The organism is Paenibacillus chondroitinus NBRC 15376, assembly GCF_004000765.1.
Classification (GTDB): Bacteria; Bacillota; Bacilli; order Paenibacillales; family NBRC-103111; genus Paenibacillus_E; species Paenibacillus_E chondroitinus.
The window spans coordinates 20,328-44,691 of the sequence record NZ_BILW01000043.1; the positions used below are offsets into that span (position 1 = coordinate 20,328).

Sequence of the window (24,364 nt, forward strand, 5' to 3'; positions counted from 1 at the left end):
AAATAAAGGAGGAACGAGCATGCGATTGCAAAAGAAATGGGCAGGTTTTGCCTTGGCTTCCATACTTGCATTAACAACGGCAGGATGTTCTACTAAAACGGACAATGCGAACCCGACGGAGGGCAGCGCAAAAAGTGGGCAACCTACGAAGCTGGTGTTTTTAACTTCGGGTGATGCGGCCGCCAAGTCGATACAGCCCGGGGACCGGATTATCGCTGAAATTAACAAGCGACTAGGTATTGAACTTGAGGTCAGAACCGTTCCAGAGGGCGGATATGAGAAAATCAGCGTAGCCATGGCTTCGGGCGATATGCCGGATGTCGTAACGATTAACTATCCTTCGGCTTCCGTGAGCCAATGGATCAGTGAAGGTTTGCTCGTCCCGCTTAACGACTATTTCTCTGATATGCCGACCGCGAAAGCGAAAATTGAAGCCAATTTCAAGGGAACGGCTGTTGATGGAAAGTATTACGGCTATCCATTCGTCGAACTCGAACGTGCCAATCAAACGCTTGCCTACCGAGCGGATTGGCTGGAAACGCTTGGGCTGAAACCGCCTGAGACGCTGGATGACTTTTATCAAACAATGAAAGCTATTGCTACGCAAGATCCGGACAAAAACGGCAAAGCGGATACCTATGGCCTAACGGGAGTTAAGAGTACCGGGTTTAACAGTTCCTTTAACTTCGTATTTTATGCCTACGGTTTGCCTTACTCCGACTGGGCGCTAGATAATGGCGGGAAAGTCATTCCCATTTTTGAGCATCCCGCATTTAAGCAAGGCGTTCAATATATTCACAAATTGTGGAGCGAGAAGCTGATTGATCCCGAATTTTTGCTCAACGACACGCAGCAGCGCGAGCAGAAGTTTTATCAAAGCAAAGTCGGATTCATGGCCCCTGCTCTTTACCGGCATGTGAGTCGACTGGAAACAAGTTTGCAAAAAGTGAATCCTAACGGCAAGCTTGGGTTTATGGCTCCACCTGCTGGTCCGGATGGAAAACGGGGTTTGGCGCAGGCTCCGAAGAGCGGCTTATTAACGGCGATTACCAAAAGTGCGAAAAATCCGGAAAAAGCGGCTAAATTCATTGAGTTCATGCTCTCCAAAGAAGGCCGTGATTTGCTGGAGCTAGGGATCGAAGGCGTCCATTATACCAAACAAGGCGATAAAATCACTTATAATGAAGAAGAACGGGCAAAAGATAACTTTGCTTCGAATGGATGGTCTCATCCGCTTGCATGGGGTAGTGTCGTTTGGCCACTGACGGAAACCTACTTGCCGCAAACCGAGCCTCAAGCAGACAGGGCTAAACAATCTGTAGAGATTGCCTCCAAATATATGGTTCCGAATTTGGTCAACACGACAACTCCTGAAGAAATTGAACGAGGCAGTGTCATTAATGAACTGGCCAATCAATATTATTTGGATATGATTACGGGCAAGAAAGATATCGACAGCGGGCTGGCCGAACTGTCCAAGAAGTGGCGGGAACAAGGCGGCGACAAGGTGCTGGAAGCTGTCAATAAAGCTTATTTGGCACAAAAAAAATAAGTGATGGAGGCGAATGAACGACGATGAGTACCGATCAAAGGCAGGAATCGACGCATGCAAACCGAAATGAGCAGCCTAACATTATAGTCATCTTGTCGGACGACCACGGGGCTTGGGCTATGGGATGTGCAGGCAATCACGAGATCCGTACACCTAATCTGGATCGTCTTGCAGACCAAGGAATGAGGTTCTCCAGCTTCTTTTGCACCTCGCCGGTCTGCTCGCCGGCACGCGCTTCGCTGATGACTGGGCGCATTCCGTCCCAGCACGGTGTACACGATTGGATCCGGGATGGCAATGTAGGTGACTCTGCTATCCAATATTTGCAGGGGCAGATGGCGTACACGGATGTGTTGGCCGGTGAAGGTTACGTTTGCGGACTAAGCGGCAAATGGCATTTGGGAGACAGCATCACACCACAAAAAGGCTTCACGCACTGGTATGCGCACCAAAGCGGCGGCAGCAATTATTACGAGGCCCCGATGATTCGCGACGGCGAGCTGGTGAATGAGCCTGGCTATTTGACCGACGTCATCACGGACGATGCACTCTCCTTCTTGGATCGGCAGGACAGAAGCAAGCCGTTTTACTTAAGCGTCCACTACACGGCGCCTCACAGTCCATGGATCGATAATCATCCTCAGGACATTGTCGATTCTTACGATAGCTGCAAGTTCGAAACTTGTCCGCAGGAGCCCAAGCATCCATGGTCGATCAAAACAGCGCCATGGTCAGACGACCAACGGGAGAATTTGAAAGGTTACTTTGCCGCTGTGACCGCGATGGATACGAATATCGGCCGGATCGTAGATAAGCTGGACAGCATGGACATTCGCAAAGATACCCTGATTATTTATATGGGCGACAACGGCTTCAACTGTGGCCATCACGGCATATGGGGAAAAGGAAACGGGACGTTCCCGCAGAACATGTTCGATACTTCTGTCAAAGTACCGGCCATTTTTAGCCAGCCGGGCATCATCCCCCAAGGGGAAGTTTGCGATAATCTCGTAAGCGGGTACGATTTCATGCCTACGCTGCTTGCTTATGTGGGCTGTGAACAACCGAATACCATTAAGCTTCCTGGATCAAGCTTCCACTCCCTCCTCCTGGGTGAATCGGCTCCTATGCGTGAGCAGGTTGTCATTTATGACGAGTACGGTCCTGTGCGCATGATTCGGACGACCGACTGGAAATATGTGCACCGCTACCCTTACGGTCCGCATGAGCTGTACCATTTGGCCGAGGATCCCGATGAAAGGCATAATCTGATCGACCTGCCAGGGACGCAAGATCAGACCGTCGCAATGAGAGGCGAACTGGAAGCCTGGTTTGCCCGCTACGTCGATCCCATGATTGACGGCGCTCGTGAAGGTGTAACCGGATTCGGGCAAATCGGGTTAGCCGGCGTTCATGGAAAAGGGAAAAAAGCCTATTTTGAGTAAGAAACAGGACAAATGAGGGCAATTGAGCCTTGTCGTTAAAATAAGCTAGAATACGACACCGACATTCGAGCGACATTTTATCCAAAGTACGTTAACCTATGAAAAATGATTCATAGGAGGACAACCATGATGAGAGATTTGGAATTCATTATAATGGGTGTGTTCGTTGTAGGTATCATGTTCTGCATGTTTGTAGATGTGCTCATAAAGGACAAAGCGATGAGGTTCTCCTATCAGAGTCAGCTCGGAAATGAAAGCAGTGAAAAACCTTCGAAGGTCATTGAGGTATTTGAGGGGCTTGCGGATTTCGGAACCTCGGAGGAGACATTGCCACTGTCTTTATCTTCCGTCCAAAAAAGAGAAGTTGTTTACCCGATGTATATAGATTGCAGCCGCAACACTCTTCAAGCACAGCCACCTGCGTGCTGAATACTTGCCGAGGGTATGGAGCGTAGCTTCCTATCGCCTAAAAAGGGAATGGAAACAGGGAATCCCCTGTGTCCGTTCCCTTTTGTTCGTTCTCTTCGAGTCTGGCAACTGCCCAAGGCCCTCGATCAGTTTCTAGTAGATGAAAATATTTCCATCTATATTGAATGTGTTACATAACAAATGATATAATTAGTAGAACAATAGGTACTTCAGAAGCAGAAGTATATTTCCTATCATTCTAGCATATAATAGTCCTAAATTTCTTTTAGGAGGTTTTGGCTATGAGTGAAGGTAGCGGCAAGGAGGGTAAGGACATGCCATTTACTGAAGCTGCTCATAAAGAGGCAAAGCCAATTCCAAAAACTAACCTGGGTCTAACAACAAGACAAAAGGATATTATGAAGCAATTTATCGGCAAAGCTCCCACAACCCCCGTAAACTTGAATCAAGTGAGGGATTGGGAAAAGTATGGTGATCGTTGATTTTAATAATCCACATGAATTTCAAGGGTTCGATCAAGGGGAAGATATTTTAGTTGATACAGGGATTCTGTTGGCTCTAGCCTCAAGCCATGACCCATGGCATGAGACGGTCAAAGAACTGTTCGACAATTATATTTTCCCTGAGGGCGAACTCATTTTATTATATACGAATCCGCTTGTTGTAAATGAAGTGTTGCATTTATCCACCAGATCGCTTAAGAATTTCACTGAACGCTTCGGCATTATGTTTTCTGATGCTGATCGCCATGACCTAGAGGCGTTTATTGAAAATATGCTAACTATTTTTATCGAAGAGGGCATATTGAAAGTACTCGAAGGTGATAAAAATTCCGTTTTACACCAAATAAAGCTCAAGAAGCATTTGGGTGCAGCCGATGCTGCAAATGCTAGCCTTGCAAATCTTTACGGGACTAACTTCCTTACTGTAGATAATATCCTGAAGAATAATATGGTGAAAGCGGAAGAAATTCTTCCAAATATAAAAAAAGTCTATTACACAACTCCATTACATATGACATATAGGTAAGTAAACAAAGAAGACCAAACCATAAAGTTTGGTCTTCTTTGTTTATTTGAATAGTGTCCAAAAATTCTTCTTAAACATTATCCCCTCATCGATTCCGATTCCGATACAGCAGGAAAATAAAAAACAGAGCGCCAATAGCTGCGGTAAAAACGCCGGCCGGAATATCCAGCGGAGGAAACGCCGTTCTCGCCACTGTATCGGAGATCAAGACCATCAGGCTTCCAATCAGCGCTGATACGGGAATTAATCCCCCATACGAGGGAGCGATCAGCTTTTTCGCAATATGCGGCGCGATTAATCCTACGAAGCCGATTGCGCCGGCAACCGCCACGGCCGAACCCGCCAACGCCACGCTGATGAAAAGCAAGAAAAAGCGATGCAGCTGAACGGTGGCTCCCAGCCCTGCAGCCAGGTCGTCTCCCATCTCCTGCAAGTTAATATGCCTGGCAAAATAGAGCGCCAATGGAATGAACACAATCACCCAAGGCAGCAAGGTATACACGTTGTCCCAAGATGTGCCGTAGACGCTCCCAGTCAGCCAGGTATACGCTTTGGTCGCTGAATTCATCGGGCTGAGCACGATCATTAACATCGTTAAGGAACTGGTCGCCGCCGAAATTCCGATCCCGATTAGAACCAGCCTCGTGGGTGTAATCCCTTTATGCCACGCCAATAAATAAATGATCAGGGACACGAAGCCAGCCCCTACAAAAGCAGCTACAGGCAGCCAATGAATGCTGACAGTGCCTGCAAAATAAGTAATGAACGTAACTGCCGCTAGCGTGCCCCCTCCAGTTACGCCAATAATATCAGGCGAGGCAAGTGGATTACGAATCATTCCCTGAAGAATCGATCCAGCAACACCCAGCGAAGCGCCCACGAGGATGGCCACAATAATCCGCGGAAGCCTCAGCGTTCCGATCACCAGTTCGTGCTGCGGAGTACTTTGTCCAAAGATCGTTTTCAACACATCCTGCGGTGTTATGAAATTGCCGCCAAGCCCCGTACTAATCAAGAACACCCCGATTGTCAGCAATGTCAGACCTGATATAACAAGGAGTGTTCTCCTATGAAAAAGAAAAGAAAACCTGCCGGTTTTACTTCGGTACACAATTAACCGACTCATGACGATGACATCCCTCCTTTCGAACGCAGCCCTTTTCTAGCGGTATAGATGAAAAAGGGCACGCCGATCAAAGCCGTCATAACACCAAGCGGCACCTCTCCCGGCATAATGACAAATCGGGCAACAAGATCAGCCAAAAGAAGCAAAATAGCCCCCAAAACGGCACAATATGGAATGACCCAACGATAATCGAGGCCAACAACAAACCGGGCAATATGCGGTATCACAAGACCGACGAAACCGATCGAACCCGCGACAGCCACCGAGCTGCCTGCTAACAGAATCACGGTTATGGCTACCGTCACTTTAACTAGTCCAAGCTTCTGACCCAAACCCTTGGCAACATCGTCACCCGAAGCAAGGATGTTAACAGGATGTGCCATCACCAGCGCTGTAACGGCGGCAACTAACATATAGGGCAGCACCGGAATCAACGTATCCAGATTTTTGCCCGCCACAGCCCCTGCTAACCAAAACATGACATTCTGCAAGGTAGCCTCACGAACGACCAACATCCCTTGCGTGAATGAACTGAATAGAGCGGTCATGGCAGAACCGGCCAATACAATTTTAATCGGCGTCAGTCCCTCTCGCCCTAGAGAACCGAGGAAATATACAGCGAAAGCAGCAATACCTGCACCAGCGAATGCTACCCATATCAATTGGTCAATTGACGTAAGCGGGAGAAATGTAATCGCGATGACGACAAAAGATACGGCCCCTGCATTAATGCCAAAAATGCTCGGAGACGCTAACGGATTCCGTGTCAGCGCCTGCATGAGCGCACCTGCAATGGCCAAGTTCCCTCCAACCATTGTAGCGAAAAGAGCCCTGGGAATCCGGGTCGTTCGAATGATCACTTGCTCGTTCGAATTCACATCGTAATGAATCAATGACTGCACAACCGATGCAACACTTGTATGCGATGAACCAAGCACAACACTTAGCACAAAGGATAGTACAAAAATAATTATCCCAAACACCAAACCCAGCGCTTTATAGGGTGTCTGGTGCAATAATGGTCTCACAGGGATCCCCCTCATCTAAATTTACTGTAAAATTAAGGGAAGGCCGTTGACATAAAGGTCAACAGCCTCGAAATTCCAATTATTTCGTCACACCATAGAATTTATAAAGATCATCAATCATTAGAGTTGCTGCTAACGGGCCGGAACCGTTATTCCACGTTGCTGCATTCACTTCGAATACTTTATTTGCTTTAACAGCCCTCAAGTTTTTCCAAAGCGGGGAGTCACTCCAAGTTTTTCTTAACTCCAGGCGTCCATCCGTCCGATTTGCCGTTTGGTCAAAAATGATGTCTGCATCCATCTGTGTGATATTCTCTTTGGATTGCAGTTGAATGCCCCACTCTTTGCCCCGTTGACTGGCTGGACGTGTGATGCCAAGTTCCTCCAAGACAGATGCCGAAAACCCTGTGTATACGATACGTGCGTGATCCACACGGAAATCAACGATGCCGGCTTCCAGTTTCAACTTATCTCCCATTTTCGCTTTAAAATCCGTTACTTTTTTATTCCAGTCAGCCAAAAACTTAGTTTCGGCATCCTTCGTATTCGTGGCTTCAGCTGTCAATTTCAACGAGTCTTTCCAGAAATACACGTCTTCCGTCATTACCGTTGGTGCAATAGCTTTTAATTGCTCATAAATTTTTTCATCACGGAATTTACTTCCGATAATAAGGTCCGGCTGCAGAGCAACCAATTTCTCCAGGTTCGGCTGATTTTCCGACCCCAGGTTCGTAACGCCGTCCATTTTGTCCTTGATGTAGTTGTACCAAGGCTGCTCGATCCATGCCTCAACCGCTCCAACCGGCTTCACGCCCAAAGCCAAAGCAGCATCTGTCGCCCCTTGGAACAAAGTCACGACTTTTTTTGGCGTACCTTTGATTTCTGTCGTGCCCATCGCGTGCTTGATCACTCTGACGCTATTCGCGTCCGCAGTCGCCTGTGCCGGCGCTTGCGTCTGTGCGGCTGCCGGAGCCGCTTCCTGTTTTGGCTGACAGCCTGTAAATATAGCTGCCATGGAAAGCATTGCAGCCAGTACTAGTGTTGCTTTTTTTGGCCTTACCATTTTTGTTGATCCCCCTACATATATTTTCTGTAAATGATATTGATTCTCATTATTATTATACGGAAGTACCTGGTAATGAAAATGGACATTCGCGACCACTTTTTTGGACTTTTCTGACAATCTTCCCCATACTTCCAAACCTAACTGCGTGTTACCAGCTCATGTTCAAGGGTTAAACCTAAATGCTCTCTCAACGTGGAACCCGTATATTCCGTACGATAAATGCCCCTTTTCTGAAGCTCGGGAATCACTTTATTCACAAAATCATCCAAACCTCCTGGCAAGAGCGCAGGCATCAAATTAAATCCGTCTGCCGCTCCGTTTACCAACCAACGCTCCATTTCGTCTGCAATCTGTACAGCGGTTCCGGCAAAAGTAAAATGCCCCCTGCCCCCTGCCGTCCGAATAATCAGCTCTCGAATCGTCAGGTTTTCCCGGCGCGCCAGGTCGACGTATAGTTGGAACCGTGCTTTCTGCCCTTGGATCTCGTCTATATTTGGAAGATCCTCGAGCGGCACGGGACCGTCCAGCGGATATTGAAACAAATTGATTTTGAGCAAATCCGATAAGCTTCGAATGCCATATTCCGAAACGGCCAGCTCATTCAGCTCTCTTTCTTTCGCCTTGGCTTCCGCTTCCGTGTCCCCGACAAATGGGATAAACCCAGGCAGGATTTTCAATTGATCCTCGGAACGCCCAAACTGCTTCAATCTGCTTTTCACATCGGTATAAAAGGCAATCGCTTCCTCCATCGTGTTCTGCGCCGTAAAAATCACCTCCGCCAACTCGGCAGCAAACTGCTTGCCATCTTCGGATGAACCGGCTTGCACCAAGACAGGGTGCGTTTGCGGAGAACGCGGGATATTCAAGGCCCCTTTTACAGAGAAAAATTCACCGGCAAATTCAGCGCCCTTAATCCGGCTGACATCGGCATAGATGCCTGACTGCTTATCAACCAGCAGCGAGTTTTCCGACCAACCAGCCCACAACCGTTTAACAACCTCCACAAACTCCTTGCCGCGTTCATAACGGACTTTATGATCCAAATGGTGCTCCTTGCTAAAATTATGCGCCGTTGCATCCCCTGTCGAAGTCACAATATTCCATCCCGTCCGACCTCTGCTAATGTGATCGAGAGAAGCAAATTTCCTCGCAATATGGTACGGCTCATTGTAAGTGGTCGAGGCCGTTGCCGTCAGTCCGATATGCTCGGTCACGGCCGCTATCGCCGATAGCAGCGTGAATGCTTCAAGCTGGGGAATGACCCGATATTTAATTAACGGGGTTAACCTGTATTTTTCAGCTAAAAAGATAGCATCCATTTTGCCGCGCTCGGCGGTTTTGGCCAGCTGCTGGTAGTAGTCCAGACTTGTCGCAAGCTGCGGCTGCGCGTCCGGATGCCGCCATGAGGCTTCATGATGGCCTGTGCTTAAAATAAACAAGTTCAAATGCAGCTGTTTCTTCGGTTCTTTCACTCCTATCACCTCATATATTGGAATTTATCTAGATCGGCAGGACATAGCCGTATTCTTTTCTTCTTTGCTCTTCTTTCTGCTGTTTCTCCAAAGCCTTCAAACCGATTTCCGTCGCTTCGCTCGGATTGATAACGAAAACACCGTCATCATCCCCTACGATTAAATCACCGGGCTGGATGCTTACCCCAAATATGCTAACAGGCGTATTAACCTCGCCCTCCAGCTTCAGCGTTCGCGTGGTAAGCGCGCTGATTCCCTTGGAATACACGGGAAATCCGAGCCCCGTAATCGCGCGAACATCCGCAGCGCAGCCGGAAACAATGACACCGGCAACCTTTTTAGCTATCGCCGCATAGGTTCTGAATTCTCCCCAACAAGCACGCTGCTCATCGCCGGACATGTCAATCACGAGCACATCCCCGGGCTGCACCAACTCCATAGCCTTAGTAATGGCGCTGGAGTCAACATGCGGTGTACGTACCGTTACAGCGTTCCCCAACAGCCGAATCGGCCTGAACAGCGGCTGAGCGCCATGCAGAAAGCCAAAGTCTGTCATATGACCGATCGTAGAGGGGCTAATGTCTTTATACAGCTCCAGAAGCTCAGGCGTTACGCCTTGTACCCTTGGTTGAATACGAAACATACGTGATCTCTCCTATCGTTAACCTCGTTAAAGTCCTTAACTTCGTTAATTATGCACGACTCTCAGCTGAGCTTCTCTGCTCAAGTCCTTTGTCTGATGTGCCTCACTCCAAACATGAAAGGGATTCGCCACTTCGCCTTGGCCATAAGGCATGCTGCCCGGAACGCGCAAGGCCTGCTTTTTAAGAAGCGGACGCACGATCTGCTTCCATGGCCAAGCAGCCTTAACGAACAGCGCGTCGTTCAGAACTTCCGCTACTTCATCCGGCACTTCTGCATTCTGGATGGCCTCCTCCAAGCATGACTGAAGCTCTTTCCACAAGAACGCTTCGTTCAAACCGTAATAGTCAGCAACGCTTTTCAGTATGGCGTAGCTGTTCACTTGGATACCGAGCATTTGGAAAAAAGTCAGCAGCTTTTGCGGCTGATCGTGATACAGTGAATTGGGATATCCCGCACGGAGCGTGTACGCCGGGTCTTCGAGACCATTCGCGTTTAACCAAGGCACATGCACGCGCAGCGCATCATGATCGCGAAGCAGCAGCCCTTCGATGTTGCCTTGCTTCCAGACCAGCACACAGTTTTGGCCGTGCACTTCCGGCATCATGCCGAGTCGGAACAAGCGGAAACAGATCTCGAAGTAGGACACCAGCACTTCACGAAACAGCTGCACGACGGCATCCTCACTTTGATTCGATCCAATCCATTTTAACCACTCATCAAATAGATGCCCGTTTTCCACAGACTCATGAACCGATAGAGCCGACATCGGCAGCAAACGAATATCAGCATCTTGCACAAGCTCTGCCGGATATTCCCGAATCATCGTAGATAAATGTCTTGGATAGTCCGCGAACAAATCGCGATCTTCCGGCAAATACGCCCACCATTTTGTTTCATCGCATAAAAACAGCTTTTGCTTCAGTACGGTATCCCGCTCCACGGCTTGTCTCATCAAGGACTCCGCTTGCTGGCCGTTCATCAGCTTAATCGCCGACAAATAACGAAGTCCGCCAAGTGAATAAATGCCTAACGGCAGTTTCACATGATAAGGACTCTCATTCTCCGGCATTAAGGAACGCACGGATGATGTTGCGTAGAAGGTGCCCGTTTCCGTCTCCAAAGGAATGCAGATCTTTTCTTCGAGCTCTCTTTTCATCTGCTCCGGCAAAATCGCGGACATCTGCCACGGATGCACAGGGATCGCTGTATACGCGCCTTCACCTAGACCGCGTCGGTCCAACTCCGCGTTGATTTGGTTTCGTTCTTCCTCCGAAAGCAGCAGGTCTACCGGGAACAACTCGCGCCCTTCCTCAAGCCCGGATACGACGTAATCCTGCTTCACAGCCATCCAGTTTAGCTTAATCGGACGGCCGAATTCCGCCGTGTAGCTGCTGCACTCGTCATAAACCCATCCTTGCTTCACTTTGGACACCGGATGAAAAGGGCGGTCACGGTAAGCCGCTTTGCGTTCTGCCTCCAGCAGGGAAGCCGCCTGCGGCAATCCGAGAATAGGCGCGCTTGGCTGCTCATTTTCCAGCGAAAATGAGGTTTGCAGCAGCGTTTGTTCAATCATATGCAGGAACTTCACTGCGCCATATGGATCTACCGCCACCGGGTCATTGGCGTACAGCGTCACGACATGCCCCATAAGCTCCAGTGAGCCGAGCCTGGACAGATTTCCTTGGTTCACTTTATACACACCGTAGGAAGCTTCAAACCGATATGGCTGTGTGATCGACGTGCTCACTGGAAACACAATGACGGCATCCTCCAGCTTCCACCGGTATACATGAGTTGCCTGCGCTTCTACCTCAGCTCCAAATTGCTCCTGAACCATTTTCAACTGATCGTCTTGAGAGGCAATGGAAGTCCACTCTTCTTTGGCTAGCAGCTCTACAGACGCTTGACCTTCTAGAAATTGTTCGGCCAGTAAAGCATTCACCAGATCTTCCATTACCCGTTGTTCAGCCTTATTACCTGCATGTTTGTTTGGCATTATACACGGCCTCCTTGTGAGAAACGATAATGGGCTAACGGGTTCGGAACATGCTTTGGATCGACTTCCATGTCCTTCCACAGCCTTCTACGCGCTAATTGTTCGATCCGAATTGTATCGGAGAAAAGATCATATTTTTCAAAATTAGCCTCATGCTCAGGATGCTCCTGTTGATATTGCTGAATGACATCGGCGACCATTTGCCAAAACTCTGACTCTTCCAACCCGTAACGCTCGTTCAAAAATATCCCGATATCGCCCAAACACACGAAGAAAAAGGCGCTATGCAGAAAATCTTTCACGGCTTCCAAGTCATCCGTTTGCATATAGGAATGCCGGTTGATTGCCCGGTGCGCTGCTGGTTCCAAGTTCAGGTCCGGGCAAAGCTCCGGCTGTGGAAGCTGCGCTTTGGAGAATCGCAGACCATCGTGGAAATCCTTCAACGCCAGTCGAGCAGGCAGGCCGTCTTTGTGAATGAGCACGATATTTTGGGCATGCGACTCCATTGCCAATCCGTGCGCATACAGCATGTGAATAAGCGGGGTTATAGCTGTATCAAGCAGCTGGCGCGTCCAGGCCTGGAGGCCATATTGCTGTACCCACGGCTCAATGAATGGCTGCTGACCGTCTATATATGTGACGGAGCTCAGCGGAATAGCGGCTTCGCCGTCTTTCAAGAAGCGGTGTACGCTTTGCCTCCACACGACCCCCAAGTTCCCGTAAGCCTGCGGCTGCAAGTCAGCTGGAAGCTGATCATACTCATAGGTAATGCCTGCAAATTCAGCCAGAAAAACAAGATCAAGCTTCCGAGCCGTCTCATCTTTCTCCGTCAATGCCAACAACCAGCGTGAAACAAGCGGCGCGTTCAGAATCGTATGCTTCGCAAGCATGCGTCTGGTCGATGTATTCGTAATATTCAGCGCCATTTTCAAGTAAGCTCTCTCCGGGTTCGACTGATTTGCCCAACTGCGAATGGATTGCTGCGCACGGTACATGTCTTCCCCAAACCCAAGCTTCACGATTGTAGAATCCGTTAATTGCTGCTGAAAGGCCGAGGTAATCATGTGTTCCCACTGCCAAGGATGAACAGGCATGAACAGATAATCGGCCGCATTCAACCCTTTTTCGGTCAAAATCGCCTCGAACCGGCTAACAACGCCACGGCCAAGTTCAGCCTGAATCATGTTCCGATAATCTTCGCCTTCCAAAAGGGAAAGCTGACTATGAGCCTTGGCAACGGCCAACCATACAGGCTGCAGATCTTGATTAAACTCAGGGCCGTAACGTGCATTCTCCTCCAGGCTAAAGCCGATTCGAGATTTATAGCACGGGTGATACGGATGTCCGTCCAGCAAGCTTTCCAACTCATCATAGCTGCGCTGCTGCCCTGTTTGTGGCAAGGATGCCCGGTAAGCCTGAGCCTGCACATCGTTCACGAACGTGTTTTGCAGCTCTTGAAGCAGCATACCCAGCCGTTCTTTATCCGGCTGAATCTGACCAAGCACTTCCAGGACGAACTGGGACACTTGCGCAGTGGCCCATTCTTCCTTGCCCTTCTGGCGCTTGATCGTATCTCTGGCTAAACGGATGCGGTCAAAGGTCATTTTTCTTTTCGCCTGAAAACGATAAGTAACCGTCTCCCCGTCAGCCGCTTTCCCATGCAAAACAAGCCCCCCATCAAATCCGGAAGCCGGCACTCCGCTTAAAGGGATGGCAATTTGCTCATAAAGAACAGCTTCAATTAACTGGCCAAGCACCCGTTCCTCTACTTTTTTATCCAAATCAACTTGGCTTGCAGATACCCATTGTGTCGTATTCATTCGCTACACCTCATTTGATTATTTCCTGGCCGACGGCCAGAGCAGCTGATTCCTTGCGCTGCGTGATGTGGGGAAACACGTTCACTCTCATCCATATGTTACTCATAATCAGCAGTCCGGCTGCACACAGAAAGATCATCGGCAAGCCGAAGTTCGACGCGATGACGCCCATACCGAGTGAGCCTGCCAAGCCGCCAAGCAGCACTGCGCAGCTGACATAACTGTAGGTGCGGCTCTCCATGCCTGCCGGCGCATACTGCCGAACAAGCACATTCATCGATGGCATCATGCCGCCAATGCAAGCGCCGGTGCAAAACCTTAAGACAATTAACTGCCACAACTGGTGGACAAATGCCTGCGGAATCGAAAACACAATTGCGCCAAGTACCGCATAGATAAAAATGCGATGCGAACCGTATTTGTCGCCGAGCTTGCCCAGATACGGAGCTGTGATCATATTGGCAATCCCCATGGATGCCGAGGTGATCCCTGCCAGTACGACCAGATTATCGGATCCGGCCGCCAAATGCTGTACATATAGCGGAATGAGCGGCAGGGTGCCGATCATTGCCGCCCTTAATATTGCGGAGGAGACGAAAAGCGAGGCAATTGGCTTTCTAGCTACAATAATTTTAAAATCCTGAATCAGATCCGTTTTCTTTTCCGTTTTCATTTTCTTCTCGAACTTTTCCTTAACGCCGAAAATAACGATTAGAGCGGCTACAAAAATGCTGATGCCGGTATAAAAAAACACCTCTCTCAGGCCGAAATGGTCGGCCATCAAGCCGCCCAGCAGCGGCCCGCAAATCGTTCCGGCTACCGCCCCGGAGTGTAAAATACCCAGCGCGTACCCGCTGCGCTCTTTGGGCGTATTCGTGGCGGTAAGGGCGATGGCCGCCGGGCCGAACCCGGAAAGCACGCCATTGACGAGGCGCAGCAGCAGTAAATGCAACGGGCTGGTGGCAACGCCCATCAACGTAATTGTGACCGCCATGCCGATGCCGGATCGGACGAGCATCACTTTGCGCCCATAGCGGTCAGCCAGCTTTCCCCAGATCGGGGAGAACAGAAAGGCTGTCAGCAGGTTCGCACCGTAGATCATGCCGGACCAGAAAAGCACCTTTTTCGGATCTGTAAGTCCAAGTTCTTGTAAGTACAGCGGTAAAAAGGGGGTAATGCTGCTCGTTGAGGCCATAGCCAGAAATTGACCGACGTATAAAATGTAAAGATTCCGTTTCCACTTCTCCACAGTTACACCTTCATCGGATTTGGGATGTCAACAAACAGCGGTTTTTCACCCCTGGATAAAAAACAGCTTGTAAAATTGGCTTTCGCGGGCAGGCTTTCGCTATGCAGCAAATCATCAAGATAAGGAAGCATCCTTTCGTCCGCTCTCGAACGCTCTTGTTGGAGTACGTCCTGGACGATGCGCCAGTATGGCTCCTCCGCTTCACGGCTATAGGCCGCAATCGTATGCACCAGTGAACCTAAGTGATTCACGAAGAAATAATATTTCGTTCTCATCCAAGCTTCAGACTCTTCGTAGAGCACAGGACTGTTCTCTGCCAGCAGCTTTTGGGTCCAGCCAGCTTCGGCGGCCTTGCGGCGGTCGATGCTTACGCCTTCGAGGTCACGCACATAGAAACAATCGGGCATGCCATTCTTCAAGGAAACGAGCGAGTTCTGCAAATGAGCCTCGAAGGAAATTCCCTGCTCGGCTAGAAGGCGCAGCAGCGATACCATCGAGATTCGTAAGTATGCAGCCAACCACTCCCGCATGTCAGGCAGTGTACCCTGCCCGCTTCGTCTAATGGCCTGGATCAGTTTAGGCTCCGTTTGCCCTGGCAAGCTTTCTAACGCCGAAGCCAGCACATACGTGAATGGGTTAGGAAGCTTCATTGGACGGTAAATGACCGTGAAACAGGCTGACCATTCCTCTGGCATCTCCGTCAACCGCACACTGCTGTAGCCCGTTTCAGAAAGAATTTGAAAATGTGCATTGTTATACGCATCCTTAAGATGATGCAGCACGCGTGCCGCATCCATCGTCCGTTCTGCTTGCTCCTGTGTATTCTCGCGCAGCAGATTCGTGATGCGAACATGGAGCGGCAGCTTGAAGCCGTAGCCTCCGGCCGGTTCCCACACTGTTCTTACCGATGAAGTCGGATATACGACAGGACCGCATAACCCAAGGCTGATGATATCCGATTTCTTCATCCTTTCTTGCATTTGCGGCTGGCGCAGGACATGAACCGCCTGCCAAGGATGCATAGGCAGCAATTTGTAGCTTCCTGCTGCATCGCCTAACTGCTGACGCGCATGTAAGGTAGCAAAAGGCCGAAGCGCCACGGCTTCTTCTCCATCCAGCCACTCTTCGTGCACCAGCTCATTGCGGACTGCAAAATAATGCAGCTGAAAGGATGCACCCATCTCAGGGCTGTAAGCGGCAAGTTCGCTAAAGTCAAAACCTTCGGTGCTTTTCGGATAAGGATGAAACGGATGACCGATATAGAGCGATTGCTCCGAGCGGACATATTCCGGCTTCCAGGCGAGCTCCGCCTGGGTTTGATTAAGAAAATGCTCCATGTACAGGCTCATTTTCCGGTAGCTGTTGTCGATTCGGGATCTTACCCGCTGTTCGTCACTAAGACCACTTTTTGCCTTTTCACTTGTTCCCAGCTCTGAGAGCAGCAGCGTAAGCAACCGCTCCATGTTCAGCTCACGAAATACACCACCGGATATGGCTTCATAAAAGAACGATCCATACGTATGCTGGCCAATAGCCGAGTAATACGTTATGGCCCCGGTGATCGTTTTGCCGATCATGGGAAGATGAAGCATAAACGGATCGCCTTGCTTAGGAAAGGAGTCAATAAAATATCGTAATCCAGGTATTGCTGCCCTAGGGTCTCTTTCTCCGGTTTCTCTCAAATAGCTGTTTAGCAATGCGCGTATGGTCGCCATTTCCGCCAGCTCCGTACTTTTCGCGGCTGCGTCCGTTTGCTGTTGTAACATCCGTGATCGTTCTCTCCTCTCTCTGCCGCTCCGCTCACGCATCCAAAGCAGCGCAGGATGCATGAACAGCTTCACTGAACAGACGCGCAATTTCATCCAATTGCTGCTGCGTGACGATGAGCGGTGGCAAGAAGCGCATGACGGAGGAATGTCTGCCGCCTACTTCCAAGATTAGGCCCCTGCTGAAGCACTCCTGCTGTATCCTTCTAGCCAACTCGGGATACTGGGGATAATGGCCAAGCCGGTCCAACGAAGCTTTCGCGTTGACGATTTCTACGCCGACCATTAAGCCTCTTCCACGCACATCTCCGATGCTGTTCACATCAAGTTTCAACTCGTTTAACTGATTGCGCAGATGTTGGCCGAGTTTCTCCACTTTGCCTGGTACATCATGCTCCTTAATGAACTTCAGTGTAGCCAGCCCCGCTGCCATGGCCATCTGATTGCCCCGAAACGTGCCGATATGCGCGCCCGGCTTCCATACATCCAATTTGCTGTTATAAATGACGACCGATAGCGGCAAGCTTCCGCCAATCGCTTTGGACAGCACCAGCACATCCGGAATGATGCCGGCATGCTCGAAAGCGAACAGCTTGCCGGTCCGGCCAAGCCCTGTTTGCACCTCATCAATAATGAGTGGAATATTCCGCTCTTGCGTAATTCTCCGCATTTCGCGAAGCCATTCCACAGGTGCAGGAATAGACCCGCCTTCGCCTTGCACGACTTCAAAAATCATGCCGGCTGGAGAAACAATGCCGCTTTCGGGATCGTCGAGTAAATTTTCGATATAACGGGAGGAAAGCTCATGCGTCAGTTCTCCGCCAACGCCAAATGGGCAGCGATAGGCATAGGGGTATGGCATGAAGTGTACGTCAGGAATCAGGCCGTTCACCTTTTCTTTTTGCCCAAGCGTTCCGCTAAGGCTCATAGCCGCATGGGTTGATCCGTGGTATCCGCCTTGGAAGGACAGGATGCTGCGGTTGCCCGTAGCTGTTTTGACAAGCTTAATCGCAGCTTCAATGGCGTCCCCGCCTGTCGGACCGCAAAACTGGATGCGCGCGTTCTTCGCGAATTCCTCCGGCAAGCTGGCAAACAGCTCATCCACGAATTGCTCCTTGAGTGGAGTCGTCAAATCCAGTGTGTGCAGCGGTCGCTTGCTGTCCAGCATTTGCTTGATCGCGTCAACGACCACAGGATGATTGTGACCGAGCGCAAGCGTCCCGGCTCCTGCAAGGCAATCGTAATACACCTTGCCGTCCATATCTTTTACGTAAATTCCCTCCGCTTCTTGTATCGCAATCGGAAGCCTTCTAGGATACGATCTCGCATTGGATTCCCGCTGCGATTGGCTTTCGAGATAGCGCGTATTTTGGGACTGTTCCGTGACAGTAAGATTAACCATTATTGCTTCACTCCTTCAGATCTTGTTTAATTTATGTTATTTACATGATAATGATAATCATTATCAGTTAACATCATCAGCATACCAAACAAGTCCAAATACAGTAAATTCTCCAATCAGATAATATCACTACTCCGATTGAAGCATCACCTTACGCTCACTGCCCCCATATTGCAGTATTTTCTTCACCGTATAAATAAAATCTGCGCCCGAAACATCGATATTGAGCACTTTTTTCATATTCTGTATATGTTTCTTGACGGTATTTACACTCACATAAAGCTCTTCTGCAATTCGTTTAATCGAATAATGGTTACAGAGCATCTCGGCGATTTGCCGCTGTCTCTCACTTAAGCTATCCATTTTCCCGCTTTGCAAATCATCCCCATCCTTCTCACCACTCGCCACCGCTTGCGAAGAAAGCCGATCTTCCAGATCGGCTCCCCCATATTCAATCGTGACTTTCACCGATTCATTGATTTTGAGCCGCATCACCTGGTCAACGACAATTTGATGCAAATCGATCAGCTTAGCACGCGCCAATTCATCCTCCGCACTGGAATCGATCGTCAAACGCACTTTGGTTAAGGTCATATTCTCTTCTCCATCCGTATATAGTAGGTGACTCTCACACTAGCATCTCTATACCGTCAGCAAATCTTCTTGCAGGAAAGCTACTGCGATCTCATCCAAAATAAGATCGATGGCAATAGGACCATAATATCCGATCCACATGGTTGTATTAACCGAGTACACTTGATTGGCTTGCACAGCTCTTAGACACTGCCACTCTTCGGAACTTTGATATTCGCTAATCAGTTCTTTGTTGGAATCGTCAGTTAAAACTAGTAATCGATCGACATGTTGAAGCGACTCCAGGGAAATCCACTTGCTGGACCTCTCCCTATCCTTAGCGCAATCCGGAGCTTGAATCCCTAGATCTCTATACAAGATATCTGCTGTGCGGTGTGCAATCGTATGAAGCCGAATTTGATGATCGCGCGGCCTGATCAGAGCAACAGTCTCGCCGCCCAACTTGCTTGCCAGCGCAGCTTGCAGAGTTGCGATCTTATGCTCATAGGAACCCAATACGTCAGGCACCTCTTGCTCTTTGTCCAAAATCTGCGCGAATGTTTGAAGCGTGGAACGCCAATCCGTATTCCGATCCAGCAGCAGCGTCGGCGCGATCTGAGCTAGCTCATCATATTTATGCGCCTGAAACTCCGTGCAAATAATTAGATCGGGCTCTGCCAGCTTAATCGCTTTGAGATCAGGCTTCTCCTTAGTCCCCATCAATTGGATGCCACTCAGCTGATGTGAGAGATAAGCGGGGAATTCCGAAACATCCGATGTAGCAATCACCGTGCCAACGGGCTTTTTGCCAAGCGTCAACAGCTGGTCGATATATTGCGCATCAAGTACAACAATTTTCTCGGGTATTTTGTCCAGGGGCAGTTCGCCTTTAAGATGTGTGATCGTTCGAGTTGTATGTACAGCAGCCATAGCAGTCGACTCTGCCGTCCCTCCGACTACTGCCGAAGACTGTACCAAAGCTCTTTTCGTATAAGCTGAACTCCCGTCTGCCTGAGCACTTACAGCGGCTGGTCCTGAACATACACTAAGGAGCAAGGCAAGCGTCAGCATGAAGCCAACGGCAATAGAAGACTTTGGATTTGATTCGGCATAGGCTGCCATACCTCTACCCAAATCTTGATAATGATATTCATCCTCACCTAACCCACTATACTTTTGCAATTTACTGGGAACAATGGGCAATTGCGACAAAACCAATGGATTTTGACGACCGAAATCAGCCTGACCCGACTTCTCCCTAAATCGACCTGGAGAGACGCCAACATGCTTTTTAAATATCCGGCTAAAATAGTAACTGTCCGTATATCCAACGTCCTCTGCGATTTCGGTAATCGGTACATCCGTGTGTTGCAGAAGCGATTTCGCTTTCCCTAATCGGACCTGCATCAAATATTCCATCGGCCCCATGCTTACCTTCGCTTTGAATAGCCTCTGCAGCTGTCGTCCGTTGCAGTCCAACAGCTCCGCCAATCCCTGCAGCGTAATTTGCTCCGCATAACGTTCCTGCATATAGCGAATTGCTTGCCCGACAGGCTCTGGGCCTGTCATTTCGCCGCCCTGCTCTTGCAACTGCTGCAGCATCACATAGACAAATTGATGGAATAACGCTTTGACGTGGAACTTTTCCAATGCGCCAAGCTGTGTCCATTGTTGGTGCATTTCTTCCATCTGCAGAAACAAGGAGAGCGAACGCTGCGGCATAAATCCAAACTGCCATTTAAATGGATTGTTTTTCTCCTGCAGCCGCAACAGATCCTTCCTGGCAGGAAGCGCTAGAACAGCTTTATAGAACACCATAAAATACTCAAAAGTTTCCATAACATTGACAATATCAAGAAAAGTGCCTTTACCCGCATGACAAACATGACATTTATCCGCTGAATATACACTATGATCAAGCAGCAGCTGAGCCCTTCCCCGAGATGTATACAGAAATACACTCGCTGGAAGCTGATAACCATGTATACTTTCACCTGGCTGCAAAATCGTACGACGCACGTCCAACACTTTCAGCGCCGCATGATTCCAAAGCAAGATTTGCTCCTGAAAAGACAACATTCGTTCACCTCCTGGTATTTGTTGGATGATTACCTATTCAATAGCTTTATTATATTGATACTGATAATCAATATCAATTGTTTTATCTAAAAAACCCTTAATATCCATTCCTCTCCAATCCGAAAAAGAAAAAGGCCTCCCCCCAGTCATCGAATGACCGAAGAAGTGCCTTTTTTCAGCTAATACTATCCAATCAACGGAGCTGCTTGCCCCAATGTGCCCTCTACCTCGTTTCCTTCTTTGCGCCAATACTCGATTCCGCCTAACATTTCTTTCACTCTAAACCCAAGTCCGGATAGCCGGGCTGCGCCTTTCGTACCTCCATTGCATGCAGGCCCCCAACAGTAGACAACAATCACTTGGTCTTTGGAAAATGCAGCCGTCGTCTCTTCACTGATCTGGTTGGACGGCACATTGATTGCACCGGGGATATGACATTCCATATACGCCTTACTGCTCCTCACATCAATCAGCAAGAAATCATTGACCCCATGCTGCATGTCATAGCGCACATCCGCTACATCCGTTTCGACCGATAATTTATTCATAAAATGGCGATGTACAGCCTCCGGAGAAGCAGCAGGTGTTTCCAGGACTAGCGAATTTACAGGTTGATTGTTCATAATGAAGACCTCCATTGAGTGTTATTTTCAATTGCTTAATGACTTGAGTTGACTATAACACGTTCCTAAACCATGGAGTTATCGATAGAATTCGATACTATACTTCATTCATTTTGATAATTGGATGCACCGAGAACATCTAAGAAGCCGGTAAACGCTTTGGACCGCCATTTTTTCTTCGAATAAATAAGCTGCGTGTAGAATTTAAAATCTGGATGAACAAGCGGAACCGCGGCGAGACGTCCATTCTGAATATCCTCAGCAACAACAATGCGCGGTAATAACGCAATGCCAAGTCCGTACATGACGCACTGCTTGATTGCTTCCAGGTTTCCAAACTCATATGACAAGGAATAGGGAACTTGATTGCTTTTGAGCGTCCTAAGCAGCATGGCCCTGTACGTGCAGCCCTCTTCCGTTAAAATTAACGATTCTTTTTCCAAATCTCCGATCTGCACACCCTCGATACCGGCGGCAAATTTATGCGCAGGACTAGCGATGATCACCAGCTCTTCCTCCCTTAAAATGTGGCAATACAGCTCAGGATCGCTAAAAGGCGGATCCAAAATGATGCCCACATCAAGGGCACCCTCTTTGACAGCTTCGATAATGAAAGGCTCATTACCCGGTTGAATCATCACATTGATTTCCGGGAAATGCTGGCGGTACGCCTGTAGATGCGGCGGAAGGAAAAAAGCGGCTAACGTTTCTATCGTTCCAATGGAAAGTATGCCTTTGGATTGTCGGGAAACGACCTCCTTAGACTCCTCATGGAGCCTGTAAATGTCGTTGGCATACTGAAGAAGCGCCTCGCCGGCAAGCGTCAGCTTCATACTTCTTCCGAATCGTTCTACAAGAACGGCTCCGTAAGCTTCCTCCAGCTTTTGAATTTGCGTCGTAATACTCGACTGCGCATACCCGAGCACTTCCGCGGCGCGTGTGTAGCTTCCCCATTTGGCTACTTCACGAAAGGTTTTTAAATACGTTAACTCCACTAAGGATGACCTCTCTTCCTGCAAACATATTATCTATATCGTACCATATCTGGGCATAAAAAAGGCCACCGAACCTCGGCAGCCTTCATTTTCCTGATTCTATTTAAAGGTCTTTGGCAAAATGGGGTTTACTATAATGACTAACGCCCCCGGAACCAACCAACACCCTGCCGCCTTTATTAAAGGTAATTAATTTGCTTGACCCGTTATTCAGCAAAACGGTCACTTTGGCCTGATTAGCCGTCGCAATATAGATGATATACCCGCTTCTGCCTATCACCGTCCGCCAGTTTTTATCGAACTCCGATCTCGCAACCCGATTCGAATACACCTGATTTTCCATTCTAGCTGCCTGTGTCTTTTTCATGAAACCTCACCCGCTTCCTACTAGAAATACGATTCCATATATCGTATGCAAGAGTTCTAGTTTGGTATGGACAGGTTTAGCTGTGGGTGGTAAAGATTATTCCTAATTAAGAATGTGTGTAAATCATACTTAAGCGTCATTGCGATCATATTATTTTCCTGTGTAAAAACTAAAAGCTTTGGGGTGTACGTATCCGACTGACTTACAAATAAGATCTGGCTCAATGTTCATAGAACCTATAGGACCTTCAATCGCTGCCAGCCACTTCTCTACTTCACTTTGCAGTTGGGCCGAGTGGGGAAAAGACTTCACGACCTCACCCTTTTGAATGTCAAATACCTCTGCTCCGTCAGCAGCTGAAACTGGCAGACAACTGACGCTAAACAGGAGGACAACCGTCCAAATGCACATAAGTATTTTCAAAATAATGACCTCACATTACTGCTTATTTGCAGTTATCTTGTGCAGATCGTGGGAGTTTATTACAAATGGCCAATTAAATCCGGCAGCCTGTCCCACTGCTCAGTCAGCCACTCCATCTCCTGTAAAAACCGCGCCGGGACGCCAGTCTCCTCATAAATCTCCGTACGAAGCCACCAAACGGATTCAATTAAATACAGCATATGAATGGCTCGCAGAAGCAATCCCTTAGGTGCTTCAGCATGCTCCCGATACCCATGTAAAAAAGCATGAACCGTATCCAGCCGAATCCCACCCAGCTCCCATGCACCGGACAACACAGCTCGAGCGATATCAATTTCAGGATATGCCACATCCATCCGGTCAAAATCGACGATCGCCGCTATCCTCTCCGCATCCAGCAGCAGATTATCCGCCCACAGATCCCAGTGCAGCCAACCGACCCGGCACTCCGAAAACCGTTCAAAATCCAGCGTCTGAATGTTCCTGATCGCCTTTTCCAGCAAAGCAGTCAGTCGCAGGTTATTGCTCTGTATCGCTTGCTCCAGATTAGCCTGAAGCTCCTTCAGGCATGCTGCTTGATCCGGTTTCCATGCTTGTTTGGCTAGCGGAACCTGTTGAAGCAGCTGATGCATATGGCCTGTTGTTTTGCCCAAATCAACCATATGAGAATCGCTCATGCGGCCAGGAACAGGAACATTCCCCTCAACCCAGCTCAAGACCGCATAGTGGTGGCCAGCCGGGGTTTCTTGCATGAACACTCGCTCCGCGGAGGCATATACCTCTGGACAAGACAAACCCGACTCATGCAGCCGCTGCTGCAAAGATAGAGTCAACTCTATCTTTTTCCTTTTCTCCGGTACATGCAGCTTATACCGATCCGGATGATAAAACTTAACGAAAACAGGTCCCTGATCTGTCACCATCCGCCATTTCACATTCAACCAACCTCTATTAAGCCGGTAAGTATCCGTAACGCTCCTACCAAACCTCTCATGCATATCGCTAACGATCTCTTCCAGCACTTGGTTGATCTCGACCATCGTCACTACTCCTTGTCCTCTAACTGACATGTGGGAATATCCTATAGTTGGCGGTTTATGCACCAAATCCTGCAATCTCCACAAGAAGTGTCTCTTTTGAGCAGCCGTTGGATAGCAGCGAATGGGAACTACAGGCCGTTATTTGGGCAAAATCAGCACGTTTCCCCCATGGAGTGGAACTACAGGGCTCTATTCTCCCCCAGGGAGGTCTAGCCAGCCTGAAAACAGCAAAATAGGGG

At 48.8% G+C, this 24,364-nt stretch carries 21 protein-coding genes; 5 read left to right on the plus strand and 16 right to left on the minus strand.

The window, feature by feature from the left end:
• Nucleotides 1–19: 19 nt before the first annotated feature.
• The 5 genes from PCH02S_RS29580 (at nt 20) to PCH02S_RS29600 (ending at nt 4,455) form a co-directional block, all read left to right on the plus strand.
• The gene (locus tag PCH02S_RS29580) at nt 20–1,552 is read left to right on the plus strand and encodes an extracellular solute-binding protein (protein WP_127457689.1); all 1,533 of its coding nucleotides are present in this window, start codon (nt 20–22) and stop codon (nt 1,550–1,552) included.
• Nucleotides 1,553–1,575: 23 nt separating this feature from the next.
• Complete coding sequence (locus PCH02S_RS29585) at nt 1,576–2,997, plus strand: sulfatase-like hydrolase/transferase (protein ID WP_127457690.1); 1,422 nt, start codon at nt 1,576–1,578, stop codon at nt 2,995–2,997.
• 126 nt (nt 2,998–3,123) lie between these two features.
• On the plus strand, nt 3,124–3,426 hold the full coding sequence (locus PCH02S_RS29590; protein ID WP_127457691.1) for a hypothetical protein: 303 nt from the start codon (nt 3,124–3,126) through the stop codon (nt 3,424–3,426).
• A gap of 281 nt (nt 3,427–3,707) precedes the next feature.
• On the plus strand, nt 3,708–3,908 hold the full coding sequence (locus tag PCH02S_RS29595; protein WP_127457692.1) for a hypothetical protein: 201 nt from the start codon (nt 3,708–3,710) through the stop codon (nt 3,906–3,908).
• On the plus strand, nt 3,895–4,455 hold the full coding sequence (locus PCH02S_RS29600; RefSeq protein ID WP_127457693.1) for a type II toxin-antitoxin system VapC family toxin: 561 nt from the start codon (nt 3,895–3,897) through the stop codon (nt 4,453–4,455). The genes PCH02S_RS29595 and PCH02S_RS29600 overlap by 14 nt, the downstream gene beginning before the upstream one ends.
• Before the next feature lie 85 nt (nt 4,456–4,540).
• On the opposite strand, the gene PCH02S_RS29605 is transcribed toward PCH02S_RS29600, so the two are convergent.
• From PCH02S_RS29605 to PCH02S_RS29680, 16 genes are all read right to left on the minus strand, one after another.
• Nucleotides 4,541–5,581 carry a FecCD family ABC transporter permease gene (locus tag PCH02S_RS29605; protein WP_127457694.1) on the minus strand — a complete coding sequence of 347 codons (1,041 nt, stop codon included), beginning with the start codon at nt 5,579–5,581 and terminating at the stop codon, nt 4,541–4,543.
• Nucleotides 5,578–6,609, minus strand: coding sequence for a FecCD family ABC transporter permease (locus PCH02S_RS29610; protein WP_127457695.1), 1,032 nt, complete (start codon nt 6,607–6,609; stop codon nt 5,578–5,580). Before PCH02S_RS29610 ends, PCH02S_RS29605 begins: the two co-directional genes overlap by 4 nt.
• 79 nt (nt 6,610–6,688) lie before the next feature.
• Nucleotides 6,689–7,672 carry an ABC transporter substrate-binding protein gene (locus PCH02S_RS29615; protein ID WP_127457696.1) on the minus strand — a complete coding sequence of 328 codons (984 nt, stop codon included), beginning with the start codon at nt 7,670–7,672 and terminating at the stop codon, nt 6,689–6,691.
• Nucleotides 7,673–7,812: 140 nt separating this feature from the next.
• Nucleotides 7,813–9,147 (minus strand): LLM class flavin-dependent oxidoreductase, encoded by a 1,335-nt coding sequence (locus tag PCH02S_RS29620; RefSeq protein ID WP_164819784.1) that lies wholly within the window; start codon nt 9,145–9,147, stop codon nt 7,813–7,815.
• Nucleotides 9,148–9,175: 28 nt separating this feature from the next.
• Nucleotides 9,176–9,790 (minus strand): RraA family protein, encoded by a 615-nt coding sequence (locus PCH02S_RS29625; protein WP_127457698.1) that lies wholly within the window; start codon nt 9,788–9,790, stop codon nt 9,176–9,178.
• Nucleotides 9,791–9,835: 45 nt separating this feature from the next.
• Nucleotides 9,836–11,788 (minus strand): IucA/IucC family protein, encoded by a 1,953-nt coding sequence (locus tag PCH02S_RS29630; protein WP_127457699.1) that lies wholly within the window; start codon nt 11,786–11,788, stop codon nt 9,836–9,838.
• Nucleotides 11,788–13,608, minus strand: coding sequence for an IucA/IucC family protein (locus PCH02S_RS29635; protein ID WP_127457700.1), 1,821 nt, complete (start codon nt 13,606–13,608; stop codon nt 11,788–11,790). Before PCH02S_RS29635 ends, PCH02S_RS29630 begins: the two co-directional genes overlap by 1 nt.
• Nucleotides 13,609–13,618: 10 nt before the next feature.
• Entirely contained in the window at nt 13,619–14,857 is a 1,239-nt protein-coding gene (locus tag PCH02S_RS29640; RefSeq protein WP_174806838.1) for an MFS transporter, read from the minus strand.
• Between the two features lie 2 nt (nt 14,858–14,859).
• The gene (locus PCH02S_RS29645; RefSeq protein ID WP_127457701.1) at nt 14,860–16,623 is read right to left on the minus strand and encodes an IucA/IucC family protein; all 1,764 of its coding nucleotides are present in this window, start codon (nt 16,621–16,623) and stop codon (nt 14,860–14,862) included.
• A 34-nt stretch (nt 16,624–16,657) separates the two neighbouring features.
• A complete protein-coding gene (locus tag PCH02S_RS29650; protein WP_127457702.1) occupies nt 16,658–18,025 on the minus strand; it encodes an aspartate aminotransferase family protein in 1,368 nt (455 codons plus the stop codon).
• 129 nt (nt 18,026–18,154) lie between these two features.
• Nucleotides 18,155–18,619 (minus strand): response regulator transcription factor, encoded by a 465-nt coding sequence (locus tag PCH02S_RS29655; RefSeq protein ID WP_127457703.1) that lies wholly within the window; start codon nt 18,617–18,619, stop codon nt 18,155–18,157.
• A 48-nt stretch (nt 18,620–18,667) separates the two neighbouring features.
• Nucleotides 18,668–20,677, minus strand: coding sequence for an AraC family transcriptional regulator (locus PCH02S_RS29660; protein ID WP_127457704.1), 2,010 nt, complete (start codon nt 20,675–20,677; stop codon nt 18,668–18,670).
• A gap of 185 nt (nt 20,678–20,862) precedes the next feature.
• Nucleotides 20,863–21,300, minus strand: a complete 438-nt coding sequence (locus PCH02S_RS29665) for a rhodanese-like domain-containing protein (RefSeq protein ID WP_127457705.1) — start codon at nt 21,298–21,300, stop codon at nt 20,863–20,865.
• 104 nt (nt 21,301–21,404) lie between these two features.
• The gene (locus PCH02S_RS29670; RefSeq protein ID WP_127457706.1) at nt 21,405–22,295 is read right to left on the minus strand and encodes a LysR family transcriptional regulator; all 891 of its coding nucleotides are present in this window, start codon (nt 22,293–22,295) and stop codon (nt 21,405–21,407) included.
• 103 nt (nt 22,296–22,398) lie between these two features.
• Nucleotides 22,399–22,662 carry a hypothetical protein gene (locus PCH02S_RS29675; protein WP_127457707.1) on the minus strand — a complete coding sequence of 88 codons (264 nt, stop codon included), beginning with the start codon at nt 22,660–22,662 and terminating at the stop codon, nt 22,399–22,401.
• Nucleotides 22,663–23,144: 482 nt separating this feature from the next.
• Complete coding sequence (locus PCH02S_RS29680) at nt 23,145–24,155, minus strand: phosphotransferase enzyme family protein (RefSeq protein WP_127457708.1); 1,011 nt, start codon at nt 24,153–24,155, stop codon at nt 23,145–23,147.
• Nucleotides 24,156–24,364 lie beyond the last annotated feature (209 nt).